This window comes from Pseudomonas sp. ME-P-057 (assembly GCF_030208975.1).
Classification (GTDB): domain Bacteria; phylum Pseudomonadota; class Gammaproteobacteria; order Pseudomonadales; family Pseudomonadaceae; genus Aquipseudomonas; species Aquipseudomonas lutea.
In genome coordinates this window covers 14,509-36,389 of record NZ_JARVSX010000052.1, presented here as the reverse complement: position 1 = coordinate 36,389, position 21,881 = coordinate 14,509, and the positions used below count along the sequence as shown (strand labels likewise).

Sequence of the window (21,881 nt, the reverse complement as noted above, 5' to 3'; positions counted from 1 at the left end):
CCATCGGCGCGCCAGAGCGGAGTATTTCGTCACTCCAACAATAAAAGTCTAAGGACGACACAATCATGCAGATCGAAGGCAAGGTGTTTCTGGTCAGTGGCGGCGCGTCCGGGCTGGGTGCGGCCACCGCACAGATGCTCATCGACGCAGGGGCCAGGGTGATGCTGGTCGACGTCAACGCCCAGGCGCTCGCCGCCCAGGTGCAGACGCTAGGCGCCAATGCCCGCGGCACTGTGTGCGACATCACCCAGGAAAGCGCGGTGCAAGCGGCGCTGGACGATGCGCTGGCTGCGTTTGGCCAGATCAACGGCGTCGTCAATTGCGCAGGCATCGTCGGCGCCGAAAAGATCCTGGGCAAAGAAGGCCCTCATGCTCTGGACAGTTTCAGCCGCGTCATCAACGTCAACCTCATCGGCAGCTTCAATCTGTTGCGCCTCGCTGCGGTTGCGATTGCCGAAAGCGCGCCTGATGCGGGCGGCGAGCGCGGCGTCATCATCAACACCGCTTCGGTTGCAGCGTACGACGGCCAGATCGGCCAGGCCGCCTATGCAGCGTCCAAAGGCGCCATTGTCAGCCTGACGCTGCCGGCCGCCCGTGAACTGGCGCGCTACGGCATTCGCGTCATGACCATCGCCCCGGGGATCTTCGAAACCCCGATGATGGCCGGCATGACCCCGCAGGTTCGCGAGAACCTGTCCGCCGGGGTGCCATTTCCGCCGCGGCTCGGCAAGCCGGAAGAATACGCAGCGCTGGTGCGCCACATCATCGACAACAGCATGCTCAACGGCGAGGTCATCCGCCTCGACGGTGCCCTGCGCATGGCTGCGCGCTAATCGAGGAGGCTTCATCATGTCACTGAACAAACGCCAGATTCCGAATGACGACCCCGTGGTGATCGTCAGTGCCGCGCGCACGCCCATGGGGGCTTTTCAGGGTGATCTGAAAAGCCTGACCGCCCCGGAGCTGGGCGCCGCAGCCATCCGCGCCGCCGTGACCAGAGCGGGTATCGAGCCCGCCGACGTCGACGAGGTGCTGTTCGGCTGTGTGCTGCCGGCCGGTCTCGGCCAGGCGCCGGCGCGCCAGGCCGCATTGGGCGCCGGTCTGGGCGACGCGACCCCATGCACGACGTTGAACAAGATGTGCGGATCGGGCATGCAGGCGGCCATTCTTGGCCACGACATGCTCCTGGCAGGCAGCGCCGAGGTGGTGATCGCCGGTGGCATGGAAAGCATGACCAACGCGCCGTATCTGTTGGAAAAAGCCCGCAGCGGCTATCGCATGGGTCACGGTAAAATCATCGATCACATGTTTCTCGATGGCCTCGAAGACGCCTACGACCGCGGTCGCCTGATGGGCACCTTTGCCGAGGAGTGCGCAGGCCTTGAGAATTGCAGCCGGGAGGCGCAGGACGCCTTTGCCGTCGCGTCTCTGACCCGTGCGCAGGAAGCCATGACGCGGGGCTGGTTCGATGCTGAAATCGTCCCGGTTGAAGTTACCGTGGGCAAGGAGCGCAAAACCATCCGCCAGGATGAACAACCGCCCAAGGCCCGGCTGGACAAGATCCCTCAGCTCAAACCTGCGTTCCGTGAAGGCGGCACAGTGACGGCGGCCAACTCAAGCTCGATCTCCGATGGCGCGGCGGCGTTGACCCTGATGCGCCAATCCGAAGCCCGCCGACGTGGCCTTGCTCCCCTGGCGGTCATTCACGGCCACGCCGCTTACGCCAACGAGCCCGGCCTGTTTCCGACGGCTCCGGTGGGGGCAATTGACAAGCTGATGAGCAAAACCGGGTGGTCGTTGAGCGAAGTCGACCTGTTCGAGATCAACGAGGCATTCGCAGTGGTAGCGCTGGTGACGATGAGCCGTCTGCAGCTGCCACACGAGAAGGTAAACGTGCACGGCGGAGCTTGTGCCCTGGGGCATCCCATCGGTGCATCGGGTGCGCGAATTCTGGTGACGCTGCTGTCGGCCCTGAAGCAACGCGGGCTGCGGCGCGGTGTGGCAGCGATCTGCATCGGCGGTGGAGAGGCGACTGCGATGGCGGTTGAACTTGTTGACTAAAAATCAACGGGTTACAGGTCGTAATCAATCTAGATAGTCGCGTTGCCGGCCAAGTTTTCTACTTGAATAATTAGGACAAAAATCAATGAGTTACTCGACAATCCTCAAAGAGATCAAAGGTCGTGTCGCGCTGCTGACCCTCAATCGTCCTGAGGCGCTAAACGCCCTCAATGCGCAGCTGATCAGCGAGCTCAACCACGCCCTCGACGAGTTGGAGCGTGACCACGGGATTGGCTGCATCGTGCTCACCGGCTCGGCCAAAGCGTTCGCTGCCGGCGCGGACATCAAAGAGATGGCCGAGCTCAAGTACCCGCAGATCTACCTGGACGATTTGTTCAGCGACAGCGACCGGGTGGCTAATCGCCGCAAACCCATCATCGCCGCCGTGTCCGGCTTTGCCCTGGGTGGGGGCTGCGAACTGGCGTTGATGTGCGACTTCATCCTGGCGGCAGACAACGCACGATTCGGCCAGCCGGAAATCAAGCTGGGCGTGTTGCCGGGAATGGGCGGTACGCAGCGGCTGACCCGCGCGGTCGGCAAGGCCAAGGCCATGGAAATGTGCCTGACGGGGCGCATGATCGACGCCGTGGAGGCGGAAAGCGCCGGCTTGGTGGCGCGGATAGTGCCTCAGGAGCAATTGCTTGATGAAGCACTGAAAGTCGCGGCGGTGATCGCCGCGAAATCCTTGCCGGTAGCGATGATGGTCAAGGAAAGCGTCAACCGCGCCTTTGAAGTCAGTCTGGCCGAGGGCATTCGTTTCGAGCGCCGGGTGTTTCATGCCGCGTTTGCCAGTGAAGACCAGAAGGAAGGCATGGCGGCGTTCATTGAAAAGCGCGAACCGGCGTTCAAGCACCGTTGATTTAGTCGCACGCTTTTTCCCCTGAATGTCTGCTTATGTGCGGTGATGTTAGGCACCGGGGGCAGGTCTCTGAGTCAGGCAGTGGCAGGCCAGCGCTTGGCAGGGGTGTGTTCTGGCGCCGGCGTGTATAAAATGCGCCGGTCGCCGCGGTTGCACCCCGGCAAGTCATCATCGATTACCCATTTTCAGCGTTTACCGCTACTGGCCTGGCGTGCGAAGTGCGCGGGCTGCGAGCGGTTTATCGCCATCGGAACAAGAGAGCAATCATGGGCGCACAGTGGAAGGTCAAACACAAAGAAGCGGCTGCCAACGCCAAAGGGCGGATTTTCGGCAAGCTGTCCAAAGAGATCATGATTGCCGCGCGTTCAGGGGCTGATCCCGACATGAATGCCCGCCTGCGTCTGGTGGTCGAGCAGGCCAAAAAGGCCTCCATGCCGCGCGAAACCCTTGAGCGCGCCATCAAGAAAGGCGCCGGGCTGCTGGGCGAGCACGTGCACTTCGAGAAGCTCACCTACGAAGGCTTTGCGCCGCACAAGGTGCCGGTCATCGTCGAATGCCTGACCGACAACATCAACCGGACCGTGTCCGAGATTCGCGTGCTGTTCCGCAAGGGCCAGCTGGGCGCCGAGGGCTCGATCACCTGGGACTTCGATCACCTGGGCATGATCGACGCGGCGGCTACGTCCGCCGATGCCGATGCCGAAGAAGCCGCCATCGAGGCCGGCGCGCAGGACGTTGAACAAGGCGAAGAGGGCGTCGCGACGTTCTATACCGATACCACTGACCTTGACGCGGTGTGCAAGGCGCTGCCTGACTTCGGCTTCACCGTTGAGTCCGCGAAAATCGGCTACCGCCCGAAGAATCCGGTCGAGGGTCTGAGTGAGGAGCAAATGGCCGAGGTTGAAGCATTCCTTGAAGCCATCGACAGCCACGATGACGTGCAGAACGTCTACGTGGGGCTCGCCGGTTAACGCTGCGGTGGGTGGGGATCGGTCCTGCCGGTGCTGGCTATCAGCCGTTGAACCTGATGCCTCAAGGACCTCGGCATAACGCGCCGTCTGCACAGATCCTGAACGCAGCGCAGAACCTGTAGGAGCCGGCTTGCTGGCGAACCCGGTGTATCTGCCATAAAGATGTCGACTGACACGACGGGTTCGCCAGCAAGCCGGCTCCTACAGAAATGGGGTTTCATCGAATAACGGTGGTGTGCCTGGCTTCTACAGGAAGGGATCTCATCCGCCTGACGGTGATGTGCCTGGCTGCTTCAGCCTGATTTTCAGGCTGGCACAGATCCCGAACGCAGCGCAAAAACCTGTAGGAGCCGGCTTGCTGGCGAACCCGGTCAACCAGCGATATAGATGTCGACTGACACGACCGGTTCGCCAGCAAGCCGGCTCCTACAGAATGGGTTCTCAGCCGATTGACGGTGGTGTGCCTGGCTGCAGCAGTGTTTGCCGGCCCCTACGTTTAATCCGAGGCAAGGTCTAACGACCTCTGCACGCTGCAACCCGCTTCAAACCCCAAATATTCAGGCATCAAGCTGCCGCTCGATCTCCGCAAATCCGGGCCGCTGCATCACGTCCGCCTGCACGCAGCGCTGTGCCAGCTCCTGCAGCTGCGCAGTGTGCGGGTCGCTCGCCTCGCAACAGTCCAGCAATTCCCTCAACAGTATCCCGAATGCCCTGACCTCGATGCGTTCCAGCCTGAGGCCGGTTTCAACGTCGGGATAAAACGCGGCTGCGCCAAAGTCGCCGAGCAACGTGTCGGCGTGTTCATTCCACAGAATATTGTGCGCGTACAGGTCACCGTGGTTGATGCCGCGGGCGTGCAAGTGCCCGCAGGCGGCGGCGATTCCGGCAGCCATTCGCGTTACGCTCGACAGGCTGAGCTGCGTGCCACCATAAGTGTCTCGGGTGCAGGATTCCAGGGTCGGCGGGCGGGCGAGGGTCATGAAGGAGGGCGCAATCAGTTCCAGGACCAGACCCCGTACGGCCTGCGGATGGTCTTCGATCTGCCCGAGCACCGGGATCAAATGCGCATGCCGACCCGCTGCGATACACGCCTGCATCTCGTTCAACGGCGAACCGTCGCTGGTGACGTCGCCCTTGTACAGCTTCACCGCCACGTCGACTGCCGGGGTGACGTCGTCTGCGCGCCACACTGCCTGTTGAATCACCCCCGAAGCGCCTTCTCCCAACACCTGTCCCAGCGTGAGCTGCTGCCAAGGAATCTGCCGGACCGGCGCCTCGGTATGAATGTCGTTCAGCGGGTTGCCGGCGAAGGCCAGCCAGGCCAGCGCAGGCATCTCCAGCAGCCAGCGCGGCAGCTCATGCAGTTGATTGACCGCGATGCGCAGCAATTCGAGGCGCTGGCAGCCGGCCAGCGATTCAGGCAATTGTCTCAGCCGATTGCCGGCAAGCATCAGTTTTTGCAGCTGCGCGCACCCTCCGATAGCGTCGGGCAGCGTTTCGATGCGGTTGTCCGTCAGCACCAGCGAGCGCACGTTCGGCGGCAGGGCGCTGGCGGGCACTTCGACGATCTGGCAGGCCTTGAAACCGACGAAAAACAATGCCTCGCACTGGCCCAGGCATTCGGGCAAGCGGGTGAAAGGACTGTTGGAGCAAAACAGGACTTTCAGGTGCTTGAGGCGATGCAGATCAGCCGGCAATTCAGTGAGCTGGTTGCCACTCAGATCAAGCACCTCCAGCGAATCGGCCAAGCTGAAGATTTCCTCGGGGAATGTGCTGAGGCCGTCTTTGAGGGTTAGCCGCGTGACGCCGGCCAGTTTGCCGGAACGCAGGTCTGCAAGGGTATGCATGGGGGGAAGGGCACCTATGATCGATGAGCCGGCATGATAGCGGCTCATCGTCCTGCGCGCTCGGCCGGTGAGGCCGGTACCGCAGCGCAACCATGCGCGGGACCCTGCGCGGAGTTGTGCCGTTCGGGCGATCAGCTCAGGCAGCGGTCCAGCAATTGATGCACGCGTTCAAGGCTCGGCGCCGATTCGGCATACAGAATGCGGTAAACCATCGGTGCCACCACGGCGTCGACCAGATCATCGGCCGAAGGGCTGTGTTCGCCGCGTTCCCGGGCGCGGTCGATGATGATCTGCAGCTGGTCGCGCACTATGTTCAGGCATTTGCCCGAGCACAGCGTGGCACTGCTCGCAACCACGTCGCGCATCATTTCCCGGCCTGGGGCGGAATTGGTTTCTTCAAGATAGACCTCGACCCACGTGCGCAGGTCATCGCGCAGGTTGCCGCAATCGACGGGTTCGTCCGGGCGCAGGCGTTCAACAGCGGCGTCGGCCAACAGCGAGGTCAGGTCACCCCAGCGCCGGTATATGGTCGACGGCGTGACGCCGGCACGGGCCGCAATCATGGGCACGCTGAGGGCAGAACGCTCTTGCTCCTGGAGCAAGTCGCGCACGGCTGCGTGAATCGATGTCTGCACCCGCGCACTGCGGCCGCCGGTGCGAATGCCTTCTTTGATAGCCATGGTGCGGACCTTAACACAAAGTATTTGCTTTAAGCGGAAGCTGCTCGCACACTCCAAACGCTAATTAATAGCTTTTGTGGCGTGCTTTTTTGGGAGAGTGTACCCGTGTCTGATTCTTTGCAGTACCCGCATGTCGATGGCCGGAGGCGCAGTCACCTTGGATTCCTGGCGTTCGTGCTGCTGTGTTTCTTCGCGGCCTCCAGTGCGCCCACTCCGCTTTACCACCTCTATCAGCAGGCCTGGGAGTTTTCGTCGGCGCTGCTGACGATCATTTTTGCGGTTTATGCGTTGAGCCTGCTGGCCACGTTGCTGGTGTTCGGCTCGCTGTCGGATTACCTCGGCCGGCGACCGGTCATCTTCCTTGGGCTGCTGCTGGAAATCGTCTCGATGCTGGTGTTCATCACTGCCACCGATGTCAGCGGGTTGATCCTCGCCCGGGTGCTGCAAGGCGTGGCGACGGGGATCGCGTCCAGTGCGCTGGGCGCGGCGATGCTGGACAGCGACGCCCGGCAAGGCCCGCTGCTCAACAGCATCACACCCATGTTCGGAATGGCGTTGGGCGCTCTGGGCACCAGCGCGCTGGTGGCGTATGCACCACTGCCCATGGCCCTGGCTTACGGGCTGCTGCTGACGGCGTTCGTGGGGCAGGCGCTTTACCTGCTGCGTGTGGCCGAGACGGTGACACCGCAGCCCGGCGTTCTAAAAACGTTGAGACCCAGGCTGGCGGTGCCGGCCCAGGCGCGGTCGATGCTGTTGTTGGTGCTGCCGGCGGACATCGCCGCCTGGGCGCTGGGCGGGTTTTTCCTGTCACTGGCGCCTTCTTTGCTGGCGGCAGCCACGGGCTCGACGTCGGTACTCAATGGCGGATTCGCGGTGGCGGCGCTGACCATCAGTGGCGCCTTGTCCATCCATAGCCTGAGGCTGCGGGCGCCCCGGCTGGCTTTGCTGGTTGGCTGCAGTTTTCTGGCAATCGGGGTGTCGGTGATCCTGGCGGCCGTCAATCTTGGCTGGCTGTGGTTGTTTTTCACGGGGGCGGTGGTCGCCGGGGTCGGCTTCGGCGCCAGCTTTCTTGGCGCCTTGCGCCTGCTGCTGCCGCTGGCGCACGCCCACGAGCGGGGCGCATTGATGGCGGCTTTTCTGGCCCTGAGTTACCTGGCCTTTTGCGTGCCGGCATTGATTGCGGGGGTTTCGATTAAAGCGGCGGGGCTGGTGACCACCACCAACGTCTACGGTGGGATGGTGGTCCTGCTGGCCTTGTCGGCACTGGCCGGCCTGCTGGTCCAACAGGCCGGCCGCACCCGAGCGGCGTGAGTGGGGTTAGCGGTTGTGACGCAGGATCGAGAAGTTCAGGGCGGCGGCAACGGTCAGCCACACCAGATAAGGGAACAGAATCAGCCCGGTGATGAGGTCCAGCTGAATCGCCATCACCACCATGGCCGCCACCACCAGCCAGAGCGCTACGATGATGACCATCCCGGCGAAGATCCGGTGGGCGCCGAAGAATACCGGCGTCCACAAGGTGTTCAGCGCAATCTGCGCGGCCCATAAGGCCAGCACTGTCTGGCTGCCGGGGATGAGGGTCAGGCGATAACCGGCCCACGCCAGTAACAGATAAATGGTCGTCCAGGCCACCGGAAACAACCAGTTGGGCGGGGTGAAGCGGGGCTTTTGCAGCCCGTCGTACCAACTGCCGGGCTGGAAGAGGATGCCGGTGCTGCCGGCAGCGCAGCAGGCGATGAGGAAGATGTAAAAAGTCATGTGGGGTCCTTTGCTGAAACCGTTGGGTTGCCGACCGCTCGGCCGTCTCAGCATTGGATGCGTCTGCGCGGGAAAGGTCCGCGCGAACGTGGATTAGTTCTGCTCGGCCAGTTGACGAAGGCGGTCTTGCACCGCGTCGTCGAAGATCATGTAAAGCGCTTCCACATCGGCCGGGCGCAGGCGCTTGGTCGTTTCCAGGCCGAGGATAAAGCTGATCTCCATGGCGCCCTCGCGTTCGAGGTCTTCTTTGGTGGTGGCGGCGTTCAGCGCGCGTACCAGATCGTCGATCGGCCCCTGAATGGGTTTCGGGAGCCTTAGTGCAGCAATTCGCTCTTGGGGCATTGCACAGTCCTGGGTATCGGGTGGGGCGGCGAACCGAAAGGCGGTGAGCCCTGGAGCCTGGGATAGGCGCGTATTGTGGCCGAGTTACGGCGCAGATCCCACCCGAGGAAACAAAATAGTGAACGGCCGGGAGGGAGTGAATGCCGCCGCCGATGTCGGGTAGGTATCGCTCAAGTTACAAACGAACGCGCCGACACCCTGTTCAGGAAGCCCGCACTCACTCGAACAGGGACGTGACATGTCAGCGATTTCTTCTGTTAGCCCGGCGCCATTGGCGTTGATGACCCAGCCGGTCACCAGGCCGGTCGCCAGCGTGGCGGTGAATGACACCGCCGTACCCGGTCAATCGGTCAGCTCGCCGTCGACGGTGGTCATGCTCGGTCAGGACACCGCCGTCAGCGACGCGCTGACCTACAACGTTCGCGGATTGATGCCCGATGCCATCGTGCCGCCGGCGTGGGAGTACTCGCGGCAGGATAAAGTGTCGGTCGTCATGACGGGCAATTTCGGCACCTCGGCGACTGCGGGCCGTTTCCAGGGCCTGGGCGCGACCTTGCTCAGCCAACTCGCCCAGACCGGCCAGAATATCTCCCAATCCGTGCTGCGTTCGTCTACCGGCAAAGCGCTGGAACCCTCGGAACTGGAAGCCGCGCAGAACCGGTTGCACAGCAATCCGGCCAACAGCATCAGCCTGACGCTGCAAACCGCGAGCGGCAAAACCATCGAATTGAGCCTTTCCAGCCAGGACGATGGCCTGGCGGTGCAGGCGCAGGTCAGCGGTGGCGCACTCACGGACGAGGAAATGAGCGCACTGGGTGCCATGGCTGACGGCTTCCAGTCAGCCATTGACGGGCTCACCTCCAAGCCGCCGACGCTCAAGCTGGATGCGCTGACTCAGTTCGACGCGAAGGCTTTTGCGTCGGTGGACCTGAAAACCTCGCTCAAACTTGAGGACGGCAGCGCCCAGACCCTTGCGCTGCACGCCGATGCCGACCGGCGCTCGGTCAGCATGAGCGGCGCGCTGGGCAATCTGGATCTGTCGGTGGACCTGAAGAACGCAGCCGTCCGCGGTGACAGCGCTCAGCAGGATAAGGCGCTTGCCGGTTACGTCAGTCAGATCGAGTCGGCCCGCAAACGCGGTGACGGTGACGCGAAGTTGCTGTCGATGTTCGAGGACGCTTTCAAGACGCTGCACAGCCATTACCCGGATACCCGGGTCTCCGCCGCCGCCCAGACCGTGAGTTCGATCGAACTGACCGACACGGATCACGGCCTGTTGACGGGCCTCGGGGACTTCACTGCATCGGTCAGCGAGAAGAGCGTGGAGGGCAACCCGGGTCGCCCGGGCGAGCTGGACACCTTCGCGTATACCTTGTCGCAGACCACGCAATCCAAAGGCCGCGATCAGCTCAACCGGACGATCGTGCAGGACCAGCAGTCGTCGCTGGTTGCCAGCTATCACAAGGCGTTGCCAGGTGCGCGCAAGCTGGAACTGACCACCGACCCTGCGACGCAGAATTATCTGTACTACCAGATCAGCGATCAGGCCAGCAGCAAAACCAGCATCGGCTATGAAAAGGGCGCACTGGTGGATGCGACGTTGAGCCAGTCTGCGAGCCAGTCGACGCGGATCTCCAAATACGTGATGGGTCGCCTTGAGTCAGACACGCATACACCGGTTTGGCGTTCTAAATCCCAAAGCTTCCTCAGCGTGCTGCAGCAAGCGTTGCAGCAGGACAAGGAAGCCAGGCAGGGTCGAGGCGTCTCCACGTTGGACGCCACTCTGGCCAGCCTCCATGCGAAGGTGTTGCTGCAGAGCGAGCCCTCGAACCTTATGTAGGACCGCGTGCCACCTGCAATCTCCCTGACTACCAAGTGTAGGACCGGCTTCAGCCGGGAAGGCGTCGGGAGGTACACCTGCGCTGCTGCGGCGCGGCGCAATCAGTCTTCCCGGCTAAAGCCAGTCCTACAAGACCGCGTGCAGTCTGCCATTTCCCTAACCACATGCAACTCCAAGTGTGGACCGACCTCAGCCGGGAAGGCGTCGGTGGGTACACCTTTGCTGCTGCGGCGTGGCGCGATCGGTCTTCCCGGCTAAAGCCAGTCCCACAGGGCCGCGTGCGACCCTCATGGCCAAGCCAGTCCTGCACGGCCGCATGGAGCCTGCCATTTCGCTGACTGCCTGCAATTCTAATAGTAGGACCGGCTTCAGCCGGGAAGGCGTCGGGAGGTACACCTTTGCTGCTGCGGCGTGGCGCGATCAGTCTTCCCGGCTAAAGCCGGTCCCACAGGGCCGCGTGAAGCCTGCCATTTCACTGACTGCATGCAACTCCAATTGTGGGACCGGCTTCAGCCGGGAAGGCGTCGGTGGGTACACCTTCGCTGCTGCGGCGTGACGCGATCAGTCTTCCCGGCGAAAGCCAGTCCTACAAGACCGCGTGCAGCCTGCCATTTCACTGACTGCATGCAACCCCAAGTGTAGGACCGGCTTCAGCCGGGAAGGCGTTGGTGGGTACACCTTTGCTGCTGCGGCGTGACGCAATCAGTCTTCCCGGCTAAAGCCAGTCCTACAGAGCCGCGTGCCATTTGCCATCTCCCTCACTACATGCGATTCATAGTGGGACCGGCTTCAGGCGGGAAGGCGCCGGCGGGGATGTCTTCGCTGCCGGATGTGCGCAATTGGCCGATGTCCGGAATCATTGCAGATCTGACATTGCCGGGCTTAAGCATGGCCTCTACACTCGCGTCAATCCACTAGATGACTGGTCTACTCAGTCATGTAGATGACCTGACGTCTTCACCGGACCGCCGATCAAAGCGGCGTCCGGATTCACAAGATCTCGGTAGACCCCTTTGCCGCCGCTGATCCAGTGCGCGAAAAACTTTCTGACTTTTCTGGAGTTCAACCCATGCCCAAGCAGCCTTTGCTCACCCATGTCACCCTCGGCCGACACGTGCTTAAAAACCGTATCGCCTTCCCGCCGTTGACGCGTCAACGGAGCCTGCAGCCGGGCAATATTCCGTCGGACCTCATGGCCACCTATTACCAGCAGCGCGCATCGGCCGGTTTCATGATCACCGAAGGCACGCAGATCGAGCCGCGCGGGCAGGGTTACGCCTGGACCCCGGGTATCTACACGCCCGAGCAGGTCGAAGGCTGGCGCAAGATCACCGACGCGGTGCATGCCGAAGAGGGCGTGATCTTCGCCCAGCTGTGGCACGTGGGCCGCGTTTCGCACCATGCCTTGCAGCCCGATGGCGAGGCCCCGGTTGCGCCGTCCGCCATCGCTGCGGCCAATGCCAAGGCATTCATTGAAACCGCGCCAGGTGCAGGGCAGCTGGTCGTGCCGCCGGTACCGCGCGCGCTGAGCGTCGAGGAAATCCGCGAGCTGGTGGAGCTGTACGCCCAGGCCGCCAAAAATGCGATCGAAGCGGGCTTCGACGGCGTGGAGATTCACGCGGCGAACGGTTATCTGGTCAACCAGTTCATTTCCGAGCACTCCAACCACCGTGAAGACCAATACGGCGGCTCGCTGGAAAACCGCCTGCGTTTCCTGCGCGAGATCGTCACGGCTGTGGCTGACGCCGTCGGCGGCGATCGCCTGGGGGTGCGTTTTGCGCCACTGTTTGCCAGCACGGATGAAGAGCGGGTTTACATCGGCCTGGTGGAAAGCGATCCCCATCACACCTACCTGGAAGCCATCAAGGTCCTCGAGAACGCTGACGTGGCCTACGTCTCCATCGCCGAAGCCGACTGGGACAACGCCCCCGAGCTGCCGGAGACCTTCCGCAGGGCCGTTCGCGAGGGCTTCAGCGGGCGCATCATCTACGCTGGCCGATACACGGCAGAGCGTGGCAATCGCCTGATTGATGCCGGCCTTGCCGACCTGATCGCGTTTGGCCGTCCTTTCATCGCCAACCCGGACTTGCCAGCGCGCATCGCCAACGGTTGGACGCTGAACCCGGTCAACCCCGCGACCTTGTACGGCGGGACGGAAGTGGGCTACACGGACTACCCGACCTACACCGAATAAATGAGCCTCAGCGGCAGCGCCTCCCCGGCGCTGCCCGGTTCATCGACACGCTGATGCGCTGAACGCGGAATGGGGCCGAACCCCGGTCCGACGGCTCAGCGCATGTACGTCTCGTAAAACGCCGCCGTTGCCAGATTCTTGTCCTTGGCCTCGAACATCACGTCGAAGCGGTCCAGAAACTCGGTGACGTACAGGTTGGTCCAGCGGTTCCACATCTGCGCACTGTGGGCGTACAGCTCGCGTTTCGGGATGACCTGCAGCAGCGCATCCATTTCCAGCTTCGCATCGGCAGCAAAACCCAGCTCCTGCAAACGCTCCTGGGGCTGCGAGTAATGCATCGCCGGGCGCACGCCGCGCCAGCTCTCGACAATCCGCTGGACACGCTCCGAGTCCGGCGCGATGTAGTCGTTCTCGTTGATCCAGCAGTGATGCACATCCAGCACCACCGGGGCCAGGTCCGCCAGCCCGAGGTAATCGTCCACCCCGTAGGTTTTCTCTTCGTTTTCGAACGTGATGGTGTTGCGCGCCTCTTGCGACAGCCGTGGCCATATCGCCCGAATGCCGTCGGCACCCAGGCGCCCGGCGATGTGCACGTTGCATTTGAAATCCTGAAACTGCCGCCCGTACCCCATCATGCGGATCATGTCGGCGTGGTACTCGAACTCGGCAATGCTGTTCTCCACCACCTCGGGGCGATCGGACCCCAGTACGCAGAACTGGCCCGGGTGCATCGACAGGCGAATCCCCGCATCGCGCGCGGCGTTGCCGATGGCCGCAAACCCGCCAATCAGGACGTCCTGAACCTCGGGTTGCCGGTAAAACGCGCTGACTTTCGGGTGGCTGTAAAATGGCAAGAGGTCACTGCTCAGACGCAACATGCGCAACGCCGGCGGCAAAGTTGCCACGTAGGCGAGCAGGGCCAGTTGGGCCTTCAGGTTGTGTGAGACCACCTCGAGCAGCCGCGCCCGAGCGACTTCTACGGCCACGCTGTCCATCCAGCGCAGGGTGGTGGTACGCGGGTTGAGCGCCGACTCGATCACTTTCAGCTCGCTCAGCGCCAGGCTGCGCTGCGGGTGGCGGTACTGGCATGCAAAGCCGATGCGTGCGGTAGACATGGCGTTTCCTCATCTCAAAGCAGGCTCAACGGTACTGAACCCCAAACAAACACGGCGAGCCAGGCTCGCCGTATTTCACCAGACCGGGCCGTCAGCTGCGTGTGGCGACCTCGTCCAGATGTTCCAGTAGCGCCAGCGGGTCTTCATAGACGCGCAGCGCGCCGGCACGTTCCAGTTCGCTGGTGTCGTAGCCGCCGGACAGCAGGCCGATGCCCGTCGCCTTGCAACGGCGCGCCGCCAGCATGTCCCAGATGGCGTCACCAATGACCAGACAGTCTTCGATCTTCGCGCCGATTTTTTCAGCTGCGGTCAGGAACAGGTCCGGGTCAGGCTTGCCATGGGTGACGTCGGTGCGGGTCACCAGATTGATCTGATCGGGCTTGAGGTCCAGCGCTTTGAGGTTGATCTTCGCCGTGTCCATCTCGCCGCTGGTGGCGATGCACCACTCAAAGCCTTCTTTGGTCAGGGTCTGCAGAAGTTCAACGGCGCCTGGCAGTGCAATGATCTGGCCCTGGGTTCGCTCGTAGGCCTCGGCGTGTTTTTCGCTCAGGCGTTTGGCCTGGGCTTCGCTGATCTTCATGCCCGTTTCGCGGGACAGCATCGTCAGCATCAGCCCGCCGCTCATGCCGATCTTGCGATGGATTCGCCACATGGCCAGGGGAATGTTTTCCGAATCGAGGGCTTCTTTCCAGGCGGTGACGTTCTGGTAGACGCTGTCGGTCAAAGTGCCGTCCAGGTCAAACAGGAAAGAGGTTTTAGGTCGCATGGTGATGCTCCGTGGGTACAGGTGTCATCCGCTGACAATGAACGTGAAAGTGGGCTCGCCCGGCAGTACCGGGCGGCCCGTTCGGTATGACCGGTCAGTCGATACGCGGGTGCTGTTGAACGAGGTTTTCGCGCTTGGCCTGCAGCTCGGCGATCTGTGTGTCGATGTCTTCGATCTTCTGCTCGATGTTGTCGTGATGCTCCTGCAGCAGCTCGCGTGCTTCATTGAGGTCCGAAGCGGCAGGGGCGGCGCCACGCAAAGGCTTGTTGGCGGTTTCTTTCATGGTCAGGCCGGTGATCAGGCCAATGACCGCCACGACCATCAGGTAGTAAGCAGGCATATACAGATCGTTGGTGGTCTCGACCAGCCAGGCCACCGCCGTTGGCGTAATACCCGCGATCAGCACCGAGACGTTGAAGGCACTGGCCAGTGCGCTGTAACGAATGTGGGTGGGGAACATCGCCGGTAGCGTTGAAGCCATTACGCCAATGAAGAAGTTGAGGATCACCGCGATGATCAACAGGCCGGCAAAGATCAGACCCAGCTGGCCGCTGTTGATCAGCTTGAAGGCCGGAATCGACAGCAACAGCAGCGCGATACTGCCGGCAATGATGAAAGGCCGACGGCCGATCTTGTCGCTCACGAAACCAATGATTGGCTGCACGAACAGCATGCCGACCATGATCGCGACGATGATCAGCACCCCGCGATCCTCGCTGTAATGCAGGTTGTGCGAGAGGTAGCTGGGCATGTACGTCAGCAGCATGTAGTACGTGACGTTGGTGGCTGCGACCACGCCGATGCAGGTCAGCAGGCTGCGCCAGTGTTTGGTGGCCACTTCCTTGAACGACACTTTAGGGCCATGGGCCAGACCTTCGCGGTCGCCTTGCTCCAGCTTCTCGACGTGCTGTTGGAAGGCTGGGGTTTCTTCCAGCGCGTTACGCAGATAAAGCCCGACCATCCCCAGCGGCAGCGCGAGGAAGAAAGGCAGGCGCCAGCCCCACTCAAGAAACTTCTCCTCACCGATCACCGAAGAAATCAGCACCACAACGCCGGCGCCCAGCACGAACCCGGCGATCGAGCCGAAGTCGAGCCAGCTGCCGAGAAACCCGCGCTTGCGGTCAGGGGCGTATTCGGCGACGAAGATCGACGCGCCGGTGTATTCGCCACCGACCGAAAAGCCCTGGGCCATCTTCGCCAGCAGCAGCAGGATCGGCGCCCAGATGCCAATCGACTCATAAGAGGGGATAAGGCCGATGGCAAAGGTGCTCAGCGACATGATCACGATGGTGGCGGCGAGCACTTTCTGCCGTCCGTACTTGTCGCCGATGGCCCCGAAAAACACGCCGCCAATGGGGCGGATCAGGAACGGCACCGAGAAGGTCGCCAGCGCGGCAATCATCTGCACGCTGGGGTCGGCGCCGGGGAAGAAGATCTTGCCCAGTGCATAGGCCACGAAGCCGTAGACGCCGAAGTCGAACCATTCCATTGCGTTGCCCAGGGCGGCGGCGGTGATGGCCTTCCGCATCTTGGCGTCGTCGACGATAGTGATGTCTTGCAACCCGATCGGGTTGACGGTCTTCTTGCGTGATCTCATATCAATCTCGGCAGCTTGAGTGTCGTGGTGCAGAAAATCCATGCCGGTGTCCGGCACGCGGAGGCGCGGGACGCTGCATGCTGTAGTGGTGTCGGAGGGGTGTGCTGCATGAGAGCGGGCGAAGCGGCAAATAATTCATCAAAGGGGCTGGTTTTTTCGCAACACCGTGCAAATGAATGGCAAACGAACCTTTTCAGCGTTCGAATGTCTTCGGAAAGGTTGGATCCAATAACCTCAGTGCATTAGCAGTAGACAAACGGTAGAGTAAGCCTATTGCATTGATGATGGCTCAATGACATATTCACTCCCGTCATCCACCCACCCCCACGTGAAAAAAATGCGCCCCTTTAAGTCACTTGTTGCAGCTTGCGTGCTGATCAGCGGGTGCAATGGAATGCCCACCGCTTTTAACCAGGATCCTGTTTTTGACCAAGCGTTCGTCGTCCACTCCGGCGCACCGTTGCCTTATCTGTTGATGGGCACCGCGATCCAGTGGAACGAAGATTACGCCGTCACCGTCAAGCACATTCCGTACATCCCGGGCGCAGTGTTTCAGGGGCAGGGCGATGTGCAGTTCTTTAAGCACAAGGCAGATCACGTGCCGATGTGGCGCTCGTACCAGCCGGGCGAAGAGCTGACTTCCGTGGGCTTCAATTCTGCTTACATGTCGGTGAAAGGCAGCGGCCATGCGCTGCCGGCCATGGTTCGTCTGGACGCCAAAGAAGGCAACGTGATGTATGGCACCCATGATGGCCCGGTGGCAAAGGGTATGTCGGGCGGTCCGGTTTTCGCGGCAGACGGCAAGGTGGTGGGGATTACCGTGGCACTGCTGACCTCCAGCGACCTGGCCAAGATCAAGCGCCCGGACCTGGCCACCCAGCCACGTGTCAGCATTTTCATGCCGTACAACGAAATCAATCGCGAGTGGACCCGCTACACGGCGCAGCTCAAGCCTGCCACGCCGGCAGCGGTCCATCTGGCGACGAACTGATCAACGCTCGCGCAACGCTTCGCGGGCTCGGTTCAGCGGCTTGATGAGGTAATCCAGCACGGTCTTCTCGCCCGTGCGGATGTCCACGGTGGCGATCATCCCGGGGACGATGGCAAAGGTTTTGCCCGCCTTGTTGCGCAGCACGTCCGAGTCCGTGCGGATGTATACGCGGTAGTAGAAAATCTCCGGTTTGACCTCGTCCTGAATCGTGTCCGGCGAAATGGTCACCACCTTGCCGTCCAGGCTGCCGTAGATGGAGTAGTCATAGGCCGTGATTTTCACTTTGGCCTGCTGCTCGGGATGAATGAACGCGATGTCACGTGGCGAGATGCGCGTCTCGATCAGCAGTTGCTCATCCAGCGGGACGATCTGCATCAGCTGGCCGTTGGGCGGCACAACCCCACCGATGGTGCTGACTTGAATGTCTTTGACGACGCCCCGCACCGGCGATCGCAGGGTCAGACGTGACAGCGAGTCACTACGGCCGCGAATCACCGCGGACAGCATCTGCGCCTCGGCATTGGCTTTGGCGAGGTCTTCGCGGGCATGCACCATGTACTCCGAACGCGCCTCGCTGGCCTTGAGTTCAAGCTCCGACCGCTGACGGTTCAGGCGCAGGACTTCGACCCGACTCGATGCGCCGATTTTCGCCAGGTTCTCGGTGATGGCCAGTTCGCTGCGCACCAGTTTCAGCGAACTCTCTATACCGTTGAGCGTCTCGCTCAGGCCCTTGCGTCGGGCGTTGAACAAGTCGGTTTCGGCGCGTCGCAGCTCGGGGTATTTGTCCAGCGACGCATCGAAGACCAGCGCCTTCTCGCTGACCTCGGCCTGCAGCCGGTTGACACTGGCCAGCGCGGCCCGGTATTTCGCCTCGCTTTCGCCGACGTTGGATTCACTCTTGACCGCATCCAGTTGCGCAAGCACCTGGCCACGCTCGACCAGCGTGCCTTCGCTGACGTTCAGCTCCTTGATGATCCCGCCCTCCATGGACTGAATCAGCTGCTCTTTGGAGGTGGGCACCACTTTGCCGGTGCCGGTGGACACTTCCACCACCTGAAACCACGCCGCCCAGGCCAGAAAGCACGCCAGCATCAGCGCGCAGACCCAGATCACCCGCACGCCACCGGCGATGCTTCGTTCGTCCTGGCCGTCGAGGTAGGACACCTGATCGGCAAGCCTGGGCGTCTGCCCGGTTGTCAGTGCGTTCATGCCTTCGCTCCTTGCGGTTGCTTGAGCCGGGTGAGGGCGGCGTCGCGCTGGTCGTCGATCACCACCCGGCCGTTGTCCAGCACGATGATGCGTTCCACCAGTTGCAGGATGCTCACCCGGTGGGTGGCGACGATCAGCGTTCGGCCCTGGCACCAGGTGGACAGCTTTTCCAGCAATTGCCGCTCGGTGATGTCATCCAGCGAGGCGGTGGGTTCGTCCAGCAGCAGAATCTGTGGCTGGCGAATCAGCAGGCGCGACAGCAGCAGGCTCTGGCGTTGCCCGCCGGACAACCCCAGGCCGCCTTCAAGAATCAGATGGTCCATGCCCTTGGGCAGTTGCCGCACGAATTCCAGCGCGCCGGTGACTGCCAGCGCGGCGATGATTTCCTGGTCGCTGGCCTGACCTGCGCCGAGGGTCAGATTGTCGCGCAGCGTGCCGTGAAACAGCCGCGCCTGTTGCGACATCAACCCGACGTCCCGGCGCAGGTCGGCCGGGTCGATGTGGGCGAGGGCGATGCCGTCCAGGCTGGTCTCGCCGGTGGCCAGGTCCATGGCGCCGGCCAGCGCCTGCAGCAGCGTGGATTTGCCGGCGCCGTTGCGACCCAGCACGGCGATGCGCTCACCGGGACGGATGGTCAGGTTGATGCCACTCAGCGCAGGCGAGGCCTCTTCGCTGTATTTGAACCCGGCCTGGCGCAACACGTAATCGCCACGGATCGACGGCAAGTGCACGCGCTGGCTGCCTTCGGGGTGATCAACCGGCATCTGCATCAGGCGATTGAGCCCTTGCAATGCCACCTTGGCCTGCTGCCAGCGAGTCAGCACGTGGGTGAGCTGCGCCATCGGCGCCATCATTCGCGAGGCCAGCATCGACGCCGCCACCAGGCTGCCGGTGGTCAAATCGCCGGCGATCACCATCGGCGCGCCGAACACAATGACCACGGCAAATACGGCGCCCTGCACGTTCTGCGTCCAGGCGACCAGGCTGTTGGTCAACGAACGCAGCTTCAGGCTGCTGTCGGCCGAAGCGGCGTTGTAGTGATTCCATTGCTGCTGGAAACGCTGCTCGGCCTGCAGCGCCTTGATATCGTCCATGCCCTGCACCGTCTCCACCAGCATAGCGTTGCGCAACGCCGCTTCGCGCATCGAGGCATTGGCCAGCCGCGCCAGCTTGCGTTGAGCAAGGAGACCGGGCAACACCATCGCCACCAGCGCGATCAGCGGAATCAGCACCAGCGATCCGCCGATCAGATAAAACACCAGCAGGAACAGGAAGAAGAACGGCATGTCCGCCAGTGCCGTCGCCGTGCTGGAGGTGATCAGGTCTCGTATCTGCTCCAGCTCGCGCAACTGCGAGATGAACGAGCCGGTGGATTTCGGTCGCGCGGAGTTGCGCAGTCGCAAGGCATGGCCGAACACCAGGTCTGACACGCGCAGGTCGGCACGCTTGCCCAGCACGTCGGTGATGCGCAGGCGCATGATGCGCATGACGAAATCGAATACCAGCGCCAGCATCACGCCGCCGAACAGCACGTAGAGGGTCGGCAACGACTCGGCCGGGATCACCCGGTCGTAGACCTGCATGGAGAACAGCACACCGGCCATGCCCAGCAGGTTGGCGACCAGCGACGCCAGCATCACCTGGCCGTAAGGGCGCAAGTCGCTCAGCACGATGCGCCGGAACCAGTGCTCGTCGTAGGGTTTGATGTAGTCGTCGGTGCGCACATCGCTCAGTGGCTGAACCGGCCGCAGCACCACCGTGCGCAGCGCCTGCTCGGCCAGTACGCCGGGGTCGATGCGGCTTTGCAGCCCCTGGTCGCCGCTGTAGGCGATGCCCAGTTCGCCTTGTTCGCCAACGCTTTCGATGACGCCGACCTGGCCATCGCGCATCTGCACCAGCAATGGCGTGCGCCAGCGGGACAGGCTTTTGCGGTCGTATTGGGCGAACTTGACGCTTAACCCGGCCTGGCGCGCCATGTGCCGAACCACTTCTTCAACCCGGCCCTCGCTGCGGACCGAGACCAGGCGAATACTTTCCGGTGAAACGTCCAGGCGGTAATGCCGCGCCACCTTGAGAATGGCTTCGAGCCAGGGCGAGTAGTCGGCGCGCTCGGGGCCTGCCGATGGAGCAGCATCCTGAGGGATGACGATGGTCTCGGTCATGGCAGGATCTCCACGTGCTGGATGGTGCTGTGGTCGATGCCGAACGCACGGCGCAGGGCACCGCTGTTATACAGGCAGTCGATTTGCAGACGGCGCAGGTCGGCCTGGGTGTTGGCCAGATCGAAGCGGGACTGATGAATTTCCTGTTCGGCGTTAAGCAGGTCGAGCAGCGGCCGCGTGCCCAGCTCCAGATACTGCCGGCCATACAACTCACGCGCCTCGGTGATGCTGGTCTGCCGCAATTCAAGGGAGCTGAGCCTGCGCGTCAGGCCAGCCGTTTGCGCCTGCGCTTCGCCCAGCCCCTGGCGGGCCTGCAAGCGTGCGGCGTCTTCGGCCGAATCAGCCGCTGTCAGCGCGTAGCCGGCGGCACGGCTGCGAGCACTGGTAGCGCCCCCTTGGTAGATCGGCACTTCCAGATTGAGGAAGATTCCGGCCTGAGTGCGATTGATGGTCGAGTTCTGGTCGTCGTAATGGTCGTCCAGGTATTGGTTGATCGACGGCTGCAACGACAGTGTCGGGTAGGCCTCGGACTTGGCTTGGGCCAGCTCGGCCTGAGCCTGATTGCGCTGGGCCGCTGCTTGCAGCACGGCGGGAAGGGCGTCGGTGATCACCGGCGCGTTACAGGCATTGTTCATTGAAAGGCTGGAGCTGTCGCTGACCTGCGGCGGTGTCTGCCGACCGAGCAGGTTGGTCAAGGTCGACTGCCAGCGCGCATACAGCGCTTTGTACTCCTGCAACGTGGCCATCGCGCCTTCGGCCCGGGATTGCGCCTGCACCACATCCGAGCGGGTACTGGCGCCCATGTCGCTGCGTTGCCTGGCCAGTTCGACGATATCGCCGACCCCGCGAATCTGTTCGCGGGCGACGTCCACCAAACGCTGATAACGCTGGACCTCGATGTAGGCGAACGCGGTGTCGCGGCTGACCTGATCGATCGCCAGCAGGATACTCGCCTGACTGCGCGCTGCCTTGGCTCTTGCCGCCTCGACCGAGTTGGAGACCTTGCCGAAGTCATACAGCATCTGCTTGAGCGAAATGCTCACCGACTGACTGCCGGCATCGCTGCCGTAGCCGCTGGTATACCCGCCTTTGACCCCGCCGGAAATCTGCGGGTAATAACCGGCTTCGGCCACGTTGATGCCCTCGGCTTGCTGATACAGCGTGCCGATCGCTTCGCTGATGCTGGGGTGCCAGTCAACGGCGAGCCTGACTGCCTGTTCCAGGCCCAGCGTCTGGCTGTCCTCCTTGACGGCCACTGGCGCCGCGGCTGAACCCCCGTCACCGCCAGCGTTGCGACTGTTCTTGCGGCGCGGCTCGTCGGGTTTGGCCTGTAGCCGCGACGGGCTGATGCTGCGCAGGCTGGGGTCGATCTGATCGTCGGCCCACGCAGTGGAATACATCGGGTGACACAGGCCGATGGTCAAGACGACCACCGGCCATTTCTTCTTGCGAACGCGCTTCACATGGCTTCCTTACTGTACGAATACAG

18 protein-coding genes are annotated in these 21,881 nt (G+C 62.3%); 8 read left to right on the top strand and 10 right to left on the bottom strand.

All coding sequences use genetic code 11. The features are described 5' to 3' along the window. Positions 1-65 precede the first annotated feature (65 nt). From QRN48_RS24485 to QRN48_RS24470, 4 genes are all read left to right on the top strand, one after another. The gene (locus QRN48_RS24485; protein WP_285353932.1) at positions 66-833 is read left to right on the top strand and encodes an SDR family NAD(P)-dependent oxidoreductase; all 768 of its coding nucleotides are present in this window, start codon (positions 66-68) and stop codon (positions 831-833) included. Between the two features lie 16 nt (positions 834-849). Beyond that, positions 850-2,061, top strand: a complete 1,212-nt coding sequence (locus QRN48_RS24480; RefSeq protein WP_191943947.1) for an acetyl-CoA C-acyltransferase — start codon at positions 850-852, stop codon at positions 2,059-2,061. Between the two features lie 85 nt (positions 2,062-2,146). Next, complete coding sequence (locus QRN48_RS24475) at positions 2,147-2,920, top strand: enoyl-CoA hydratase (RefSeq protein ID WP_285353930.1); 774 nt, start codon at positions 2,147-2,149, stop codon at positions 2,918-2,920. Between the two features lie 266 nt (positions 2,921-3,186). Continuing rightward, the gene (locus tag QRN48_RS24470; protein ID WP_037009927.1) at positions 3,187-3,891 is read left to right on the top strand and encodes a YebC/PmpR family DNA-binding transcriptional regulator; all 705 of its coding nucleotides are present in this window, start codon (positions 3,187-3,189) and stop codon (positions 3,889-3,891) included. Positions 3,892-4,448: 557 nt separating this feature from the next. Here QRN48_RS24470 and QRN48_RS24465 read toward each other — a convergent pair. Beyond that, positions 4,449-5,738: a leucine-rich repeat-containing protein kinase family protein gene (locus tag QRN48_RS24465; protein WP_285353928.1), complete on the bottom strand. Its 1,290-nt coding sequence runs from the start codon at positions 5,736-5,738 to the stop codon at positions 4,449-4,451. A 131-nt stretch (positions 5,739-5,869) separates the two neighbouring features. Next, positions 5,870-6,418 (bottom strand): TetR/AcrR family transcriptional regulator, encoded by a 549-nt coding sequence (locus QRN48_RS24460; RefSeq protein ID WP_037009931.1) that lies wholly within the window; start codon positions 6,416-6,418, stop codon positions 5,870-5,872. A 105-nt stretch (positions 6,419-6,523) separates the two neighbouring features. On the opposite strand from QRN48_RS24460, the gene QRN48_RS24455 reads away from it, so the two are divergent. Continuing rightward, on the top strand, positions 6,524-7,729 hold the full coding sequence (locus QRN48_RS24455) for an MFS transporter (protein WP_285353925.1): 1,206 nt from the start codon (positions 6,524-6,526) through the stop codon (positions 7,727-7,729). 6 nt (positions 7,730-7,735) lie between these two features. Here the strand turns inward: QRN48_RS24455 and tspO are convergent, their stop codons facing one another. Both tspO and QRN48_RS24445 read right to left on the bottom strand, forming a co-directional pair. Beyond that, positions 7,736-8,176, bottom strand: a complete 441-nt coding sequence (gene tspO / locus QRN48_RS24450) for a tryptophan-rich sensory protein TspO (protein ID WP_037009934.1) — start codon at positions 8,174-8,176, stop codon at positions 7,736-7,738. Positions 8,177-8,269: 93 nt separating this feature from the next. Next, positions 8,270-8,518: a hypothetical protein gene (locus tag QRN48_RS24445; protein WP_037009936.1), complete on the bottom strand. Its 249-nt coding sequence runs from the start codon at positions 8,516-8,518 to the stop codon at positions 8,270-8,272. 238 nt (positions 8,519-8,756) lie between these two features. Between QRN48_RS24445 and QRN48_RS24440 the strand changes: the two genes are divergently transcribed. Then, positions 8,757-10,358, top strand: coding sequence for a lactate dehydrogenase (locus QRN48_RS24440; protein ID WP_285353921.1), 1,602 nt, complete (start codon positions 8,757-8,759; stop codon positions 10,356-10,358). A gap of 1,069 nt (positions 10,359-11,427) precedes the next feature. Then, positions 11,428-12,552, top strand: a complete 1,125-nt coding sequence (locus QRN48_RS24435) for an alkene reductase (protein ID WP_285353919.1) — start codon at positions 11,428-11,430, stop codon at positions 12,550-12,552. Between the two features lie 95 nt (positions 12,553-12,647). Here QRN48_RS24435 and QRN48_RS24430 read toward each other — a convergent pair whose 3' ends face one another. The 3 genes from QRN48_RS24430 to proP all read right to left on the bottom strand — a co-directional run bounded on the left by QRN48_RS24430 (position 12,648) and on the right by proP (position 16,030). Continuing rightward, positions 12,648-13,667: a UV damage endonuclease UvsE gene (locus QRN48_RS24430; RefSeq protein ID WP_285353917.1), complete on the bottom strand. Its 1,020-nt coding sequence runs from the start codon at positions 13,665-13,667 to the stop codon at positions 12,648-12,650. A 91-nt stretch (positions 13,668-13,758) separates the two neighbouring features. After that, positions 13,759-14,433 (bottom strand): HAD family hydrolase, encoded by a 675-nt coding sequence (locus tag QRN48_RS24425; RefSeq protein WP_191943955.1) that lies wholly within the window; start codon positions 14,431-14,433, stop codon positions 13,759-13,761. A gap of 94 nt (positions 14,434-14,527) precedes the next feature. Beyond that, positions 14,528-16,030 carry a glycine betaine/L-proline transporter ProP gene (gene proP / locus QRN48_RS24420; protein ID WP_037012863.1) on the bottom strand — a complete coding sequence of 501 codons (1,503 nt, stop codon included), beginning with the start codon at positions 16,028-16,030 and terminating at the stop codon, positions 14,528-14,530. 394 nt (positions 16,031-16,424) lie between these two features. Here proP and QRN48_RS24415 point away from each other — a divergent pair, with 394 nt between their 5' ends. Beyond that, positions 16,425-17,021: a trypsin-like peptidase domain-containing protein gene (locus QRN48_RS24415; RefSeq protein WP_191943956.1), complete on the top strand. Its 597-nt coding sequence runs from the start codon at positions 16,425-16,427 to the stop codon at positions 17,019-17,021. On the opposite strand, the gene QRN48_RS24410 is transcribed toward QRN48_RS24415, so the two are convergent. From QRN48_RS24410 to QRN48_RS24400, 3 genes are read right to left on the bottom strand one after another with little or no spacing between them, the layout of a single operon-like run. Further along, positions 17,022-18,230: a beta-barrel domain-containing protein gene (locus QRN48_RS24410; protein WP_285353913.1), complete on the bottom strand. Its 1,209-nt coding sequence runs from the start codon at positions 18,228-18,230 to the stop codon at positions 17,022-17,024. It lies immediately after the preceding gene. Then, a complete protein-coding gene (locus QRN48_RS24405; protein ID WP_285353911.1) occupies positions 18,227-20,392 on the bottom strand; it encodes a type I secretion system permease/ATPase in 2,166 nt (721 codons plus the stop codon). The genes QRN48_RS24410 and QRN48_RS24405 overlap by 4 nt, the downstream gene beginning before the upstream one ends. Continuing rightward, entirely contained in the window at positions 20,389-21,792 is a 1,404-nt protein-coding gene (locus QRN48_RS24400; RefSeq protein ID WP_285353941.1) for a TolC family outer membrane protein, read from the bottom strand. Before QRN48_RS24400 ends, QRN48_RS24405 begins: the two co-directional genes overlap by 4 nt. Positions 21,793-21,881: the final 89 nt, after the last annotated feature.

Bases quoted from the DNA above. Each gene is read 5' to 3' on its own strand.
- QRN48_RS24435 (WP_285353919.1), top strand. From the start codon at position 11,428: ATGCCCAAGCAGCCTTTGCTCACCCATGTCACCCTCGGCCGACACGTG.
- QRN48_RS24475 (WP_285353930.1), top strand. From the start codon at position 2,147: ATGAGTTACTCGACAATCCTCAAAGAGATCAAAGGTCGTGTCGCGCTG.
- QRN48_RS24405 (WP_285353911.1), bottom strand. From the start codon at position 20,392: ATGACCGAGACCATCGTCATCCCTCAGGATGCTGCTCCATCGGCAGGC.
- QRN48_RS24440 (WP_285353921.1), top strand. From the start codon at position 8,757: ATGTCAGCGATTTCTTCTGTTAGCCCGGCGCCATTGGCGTTGATGACC.
- proP (WP_037012863.1), bottom strand. From the start codon at position 16,030: ATGAGATCACGCAAGAAGACCGTCAACCCGATCGGGTTGCAAGACATC.
- QRN48_RS24460 (WP_037009931.1), bottom strand. From the start codon at position 6,418: ATGGCTATCAAAGAAGGCATTCGCACCGGCGGCCGCAGTGCGCGGGTG.
- QRN48_RS24410 (WP_285353913.1), bottom strand. From the start codon at position 18,230: ATGAACGCACTGACAACCGGGCAGACGCCCAGGCTTGCCGATCAGGTG.
- QRN48_RS24465 (WP_285353928.1), bottom strand. From the start codon at position 5,738: ATGCATACCCTTGCAGACCTGCGTTCCGGCAAACTGGCCGGCGTCACG.
- QRN48_RS24480 (WP_191943947.1), top strand. From the start codon at position 850: ATGTCACTGAACAAACGCCAGATTCCGAATGACGACCCCGTGGTGATC.
- QRN48_RS24470 (WP_037009927.1), top strand. From the start codon at position 3,187: ATGGGCGCACAGTGGAAGGTCAAACACAAAGAAGCGGCTGCCAACGCC.
- QRN48_RS24400 (WP_285353941.1), bottom strand. From the start codon at position 21,792: ATGTATTCCACTGCGTGGGCCGACGATCAGATCGACCCCAGCCTGCGC.
- QRN48_RS24425 (WP_191943955.1), bottom strand. From the start codon at position 14,433: ATGCGACCTAAAACCTCTTTCCTGTTTGACCTGGACGGCACTTTGACC.
- QRN48_RS24415 (WP_191943956.1), top strand. From the start codon at position 16,425: ATGCCCACCGCTTTTAACCAGGATCCTGTTTTTGACCAAGCGTTCGTC.
- tspO (WP_037009934.1), bottom strand. From the start codon at position 8,176: ATGACTTTTTACATCTTCCTCATCGCCTGCTGCGCTGCCGGCAGCACC.
- QRN48_RS24445 (WP_037009936.1), bottom strand. From the start codon at position 8,518: ATGCCCCAAGAGCGAATTGCTGCACTAAGGCTCCCGAAACCCATTCAG.
- QRN48_RS24485 (WP_285353932.1), top strand. From the start codon at position 66: ATGCAGATCGAAGGCAAGGTGTTTCTGGTCAGTGGCGGCGCGTCCGGG.
- QRN48_RS24430 (WP_285353917.1), bottom strand. From the start codon at position 13,667: ATGTCTACCGCACGCATCGGCTTTGCATGCCAGTACCGCCACCCGCAG.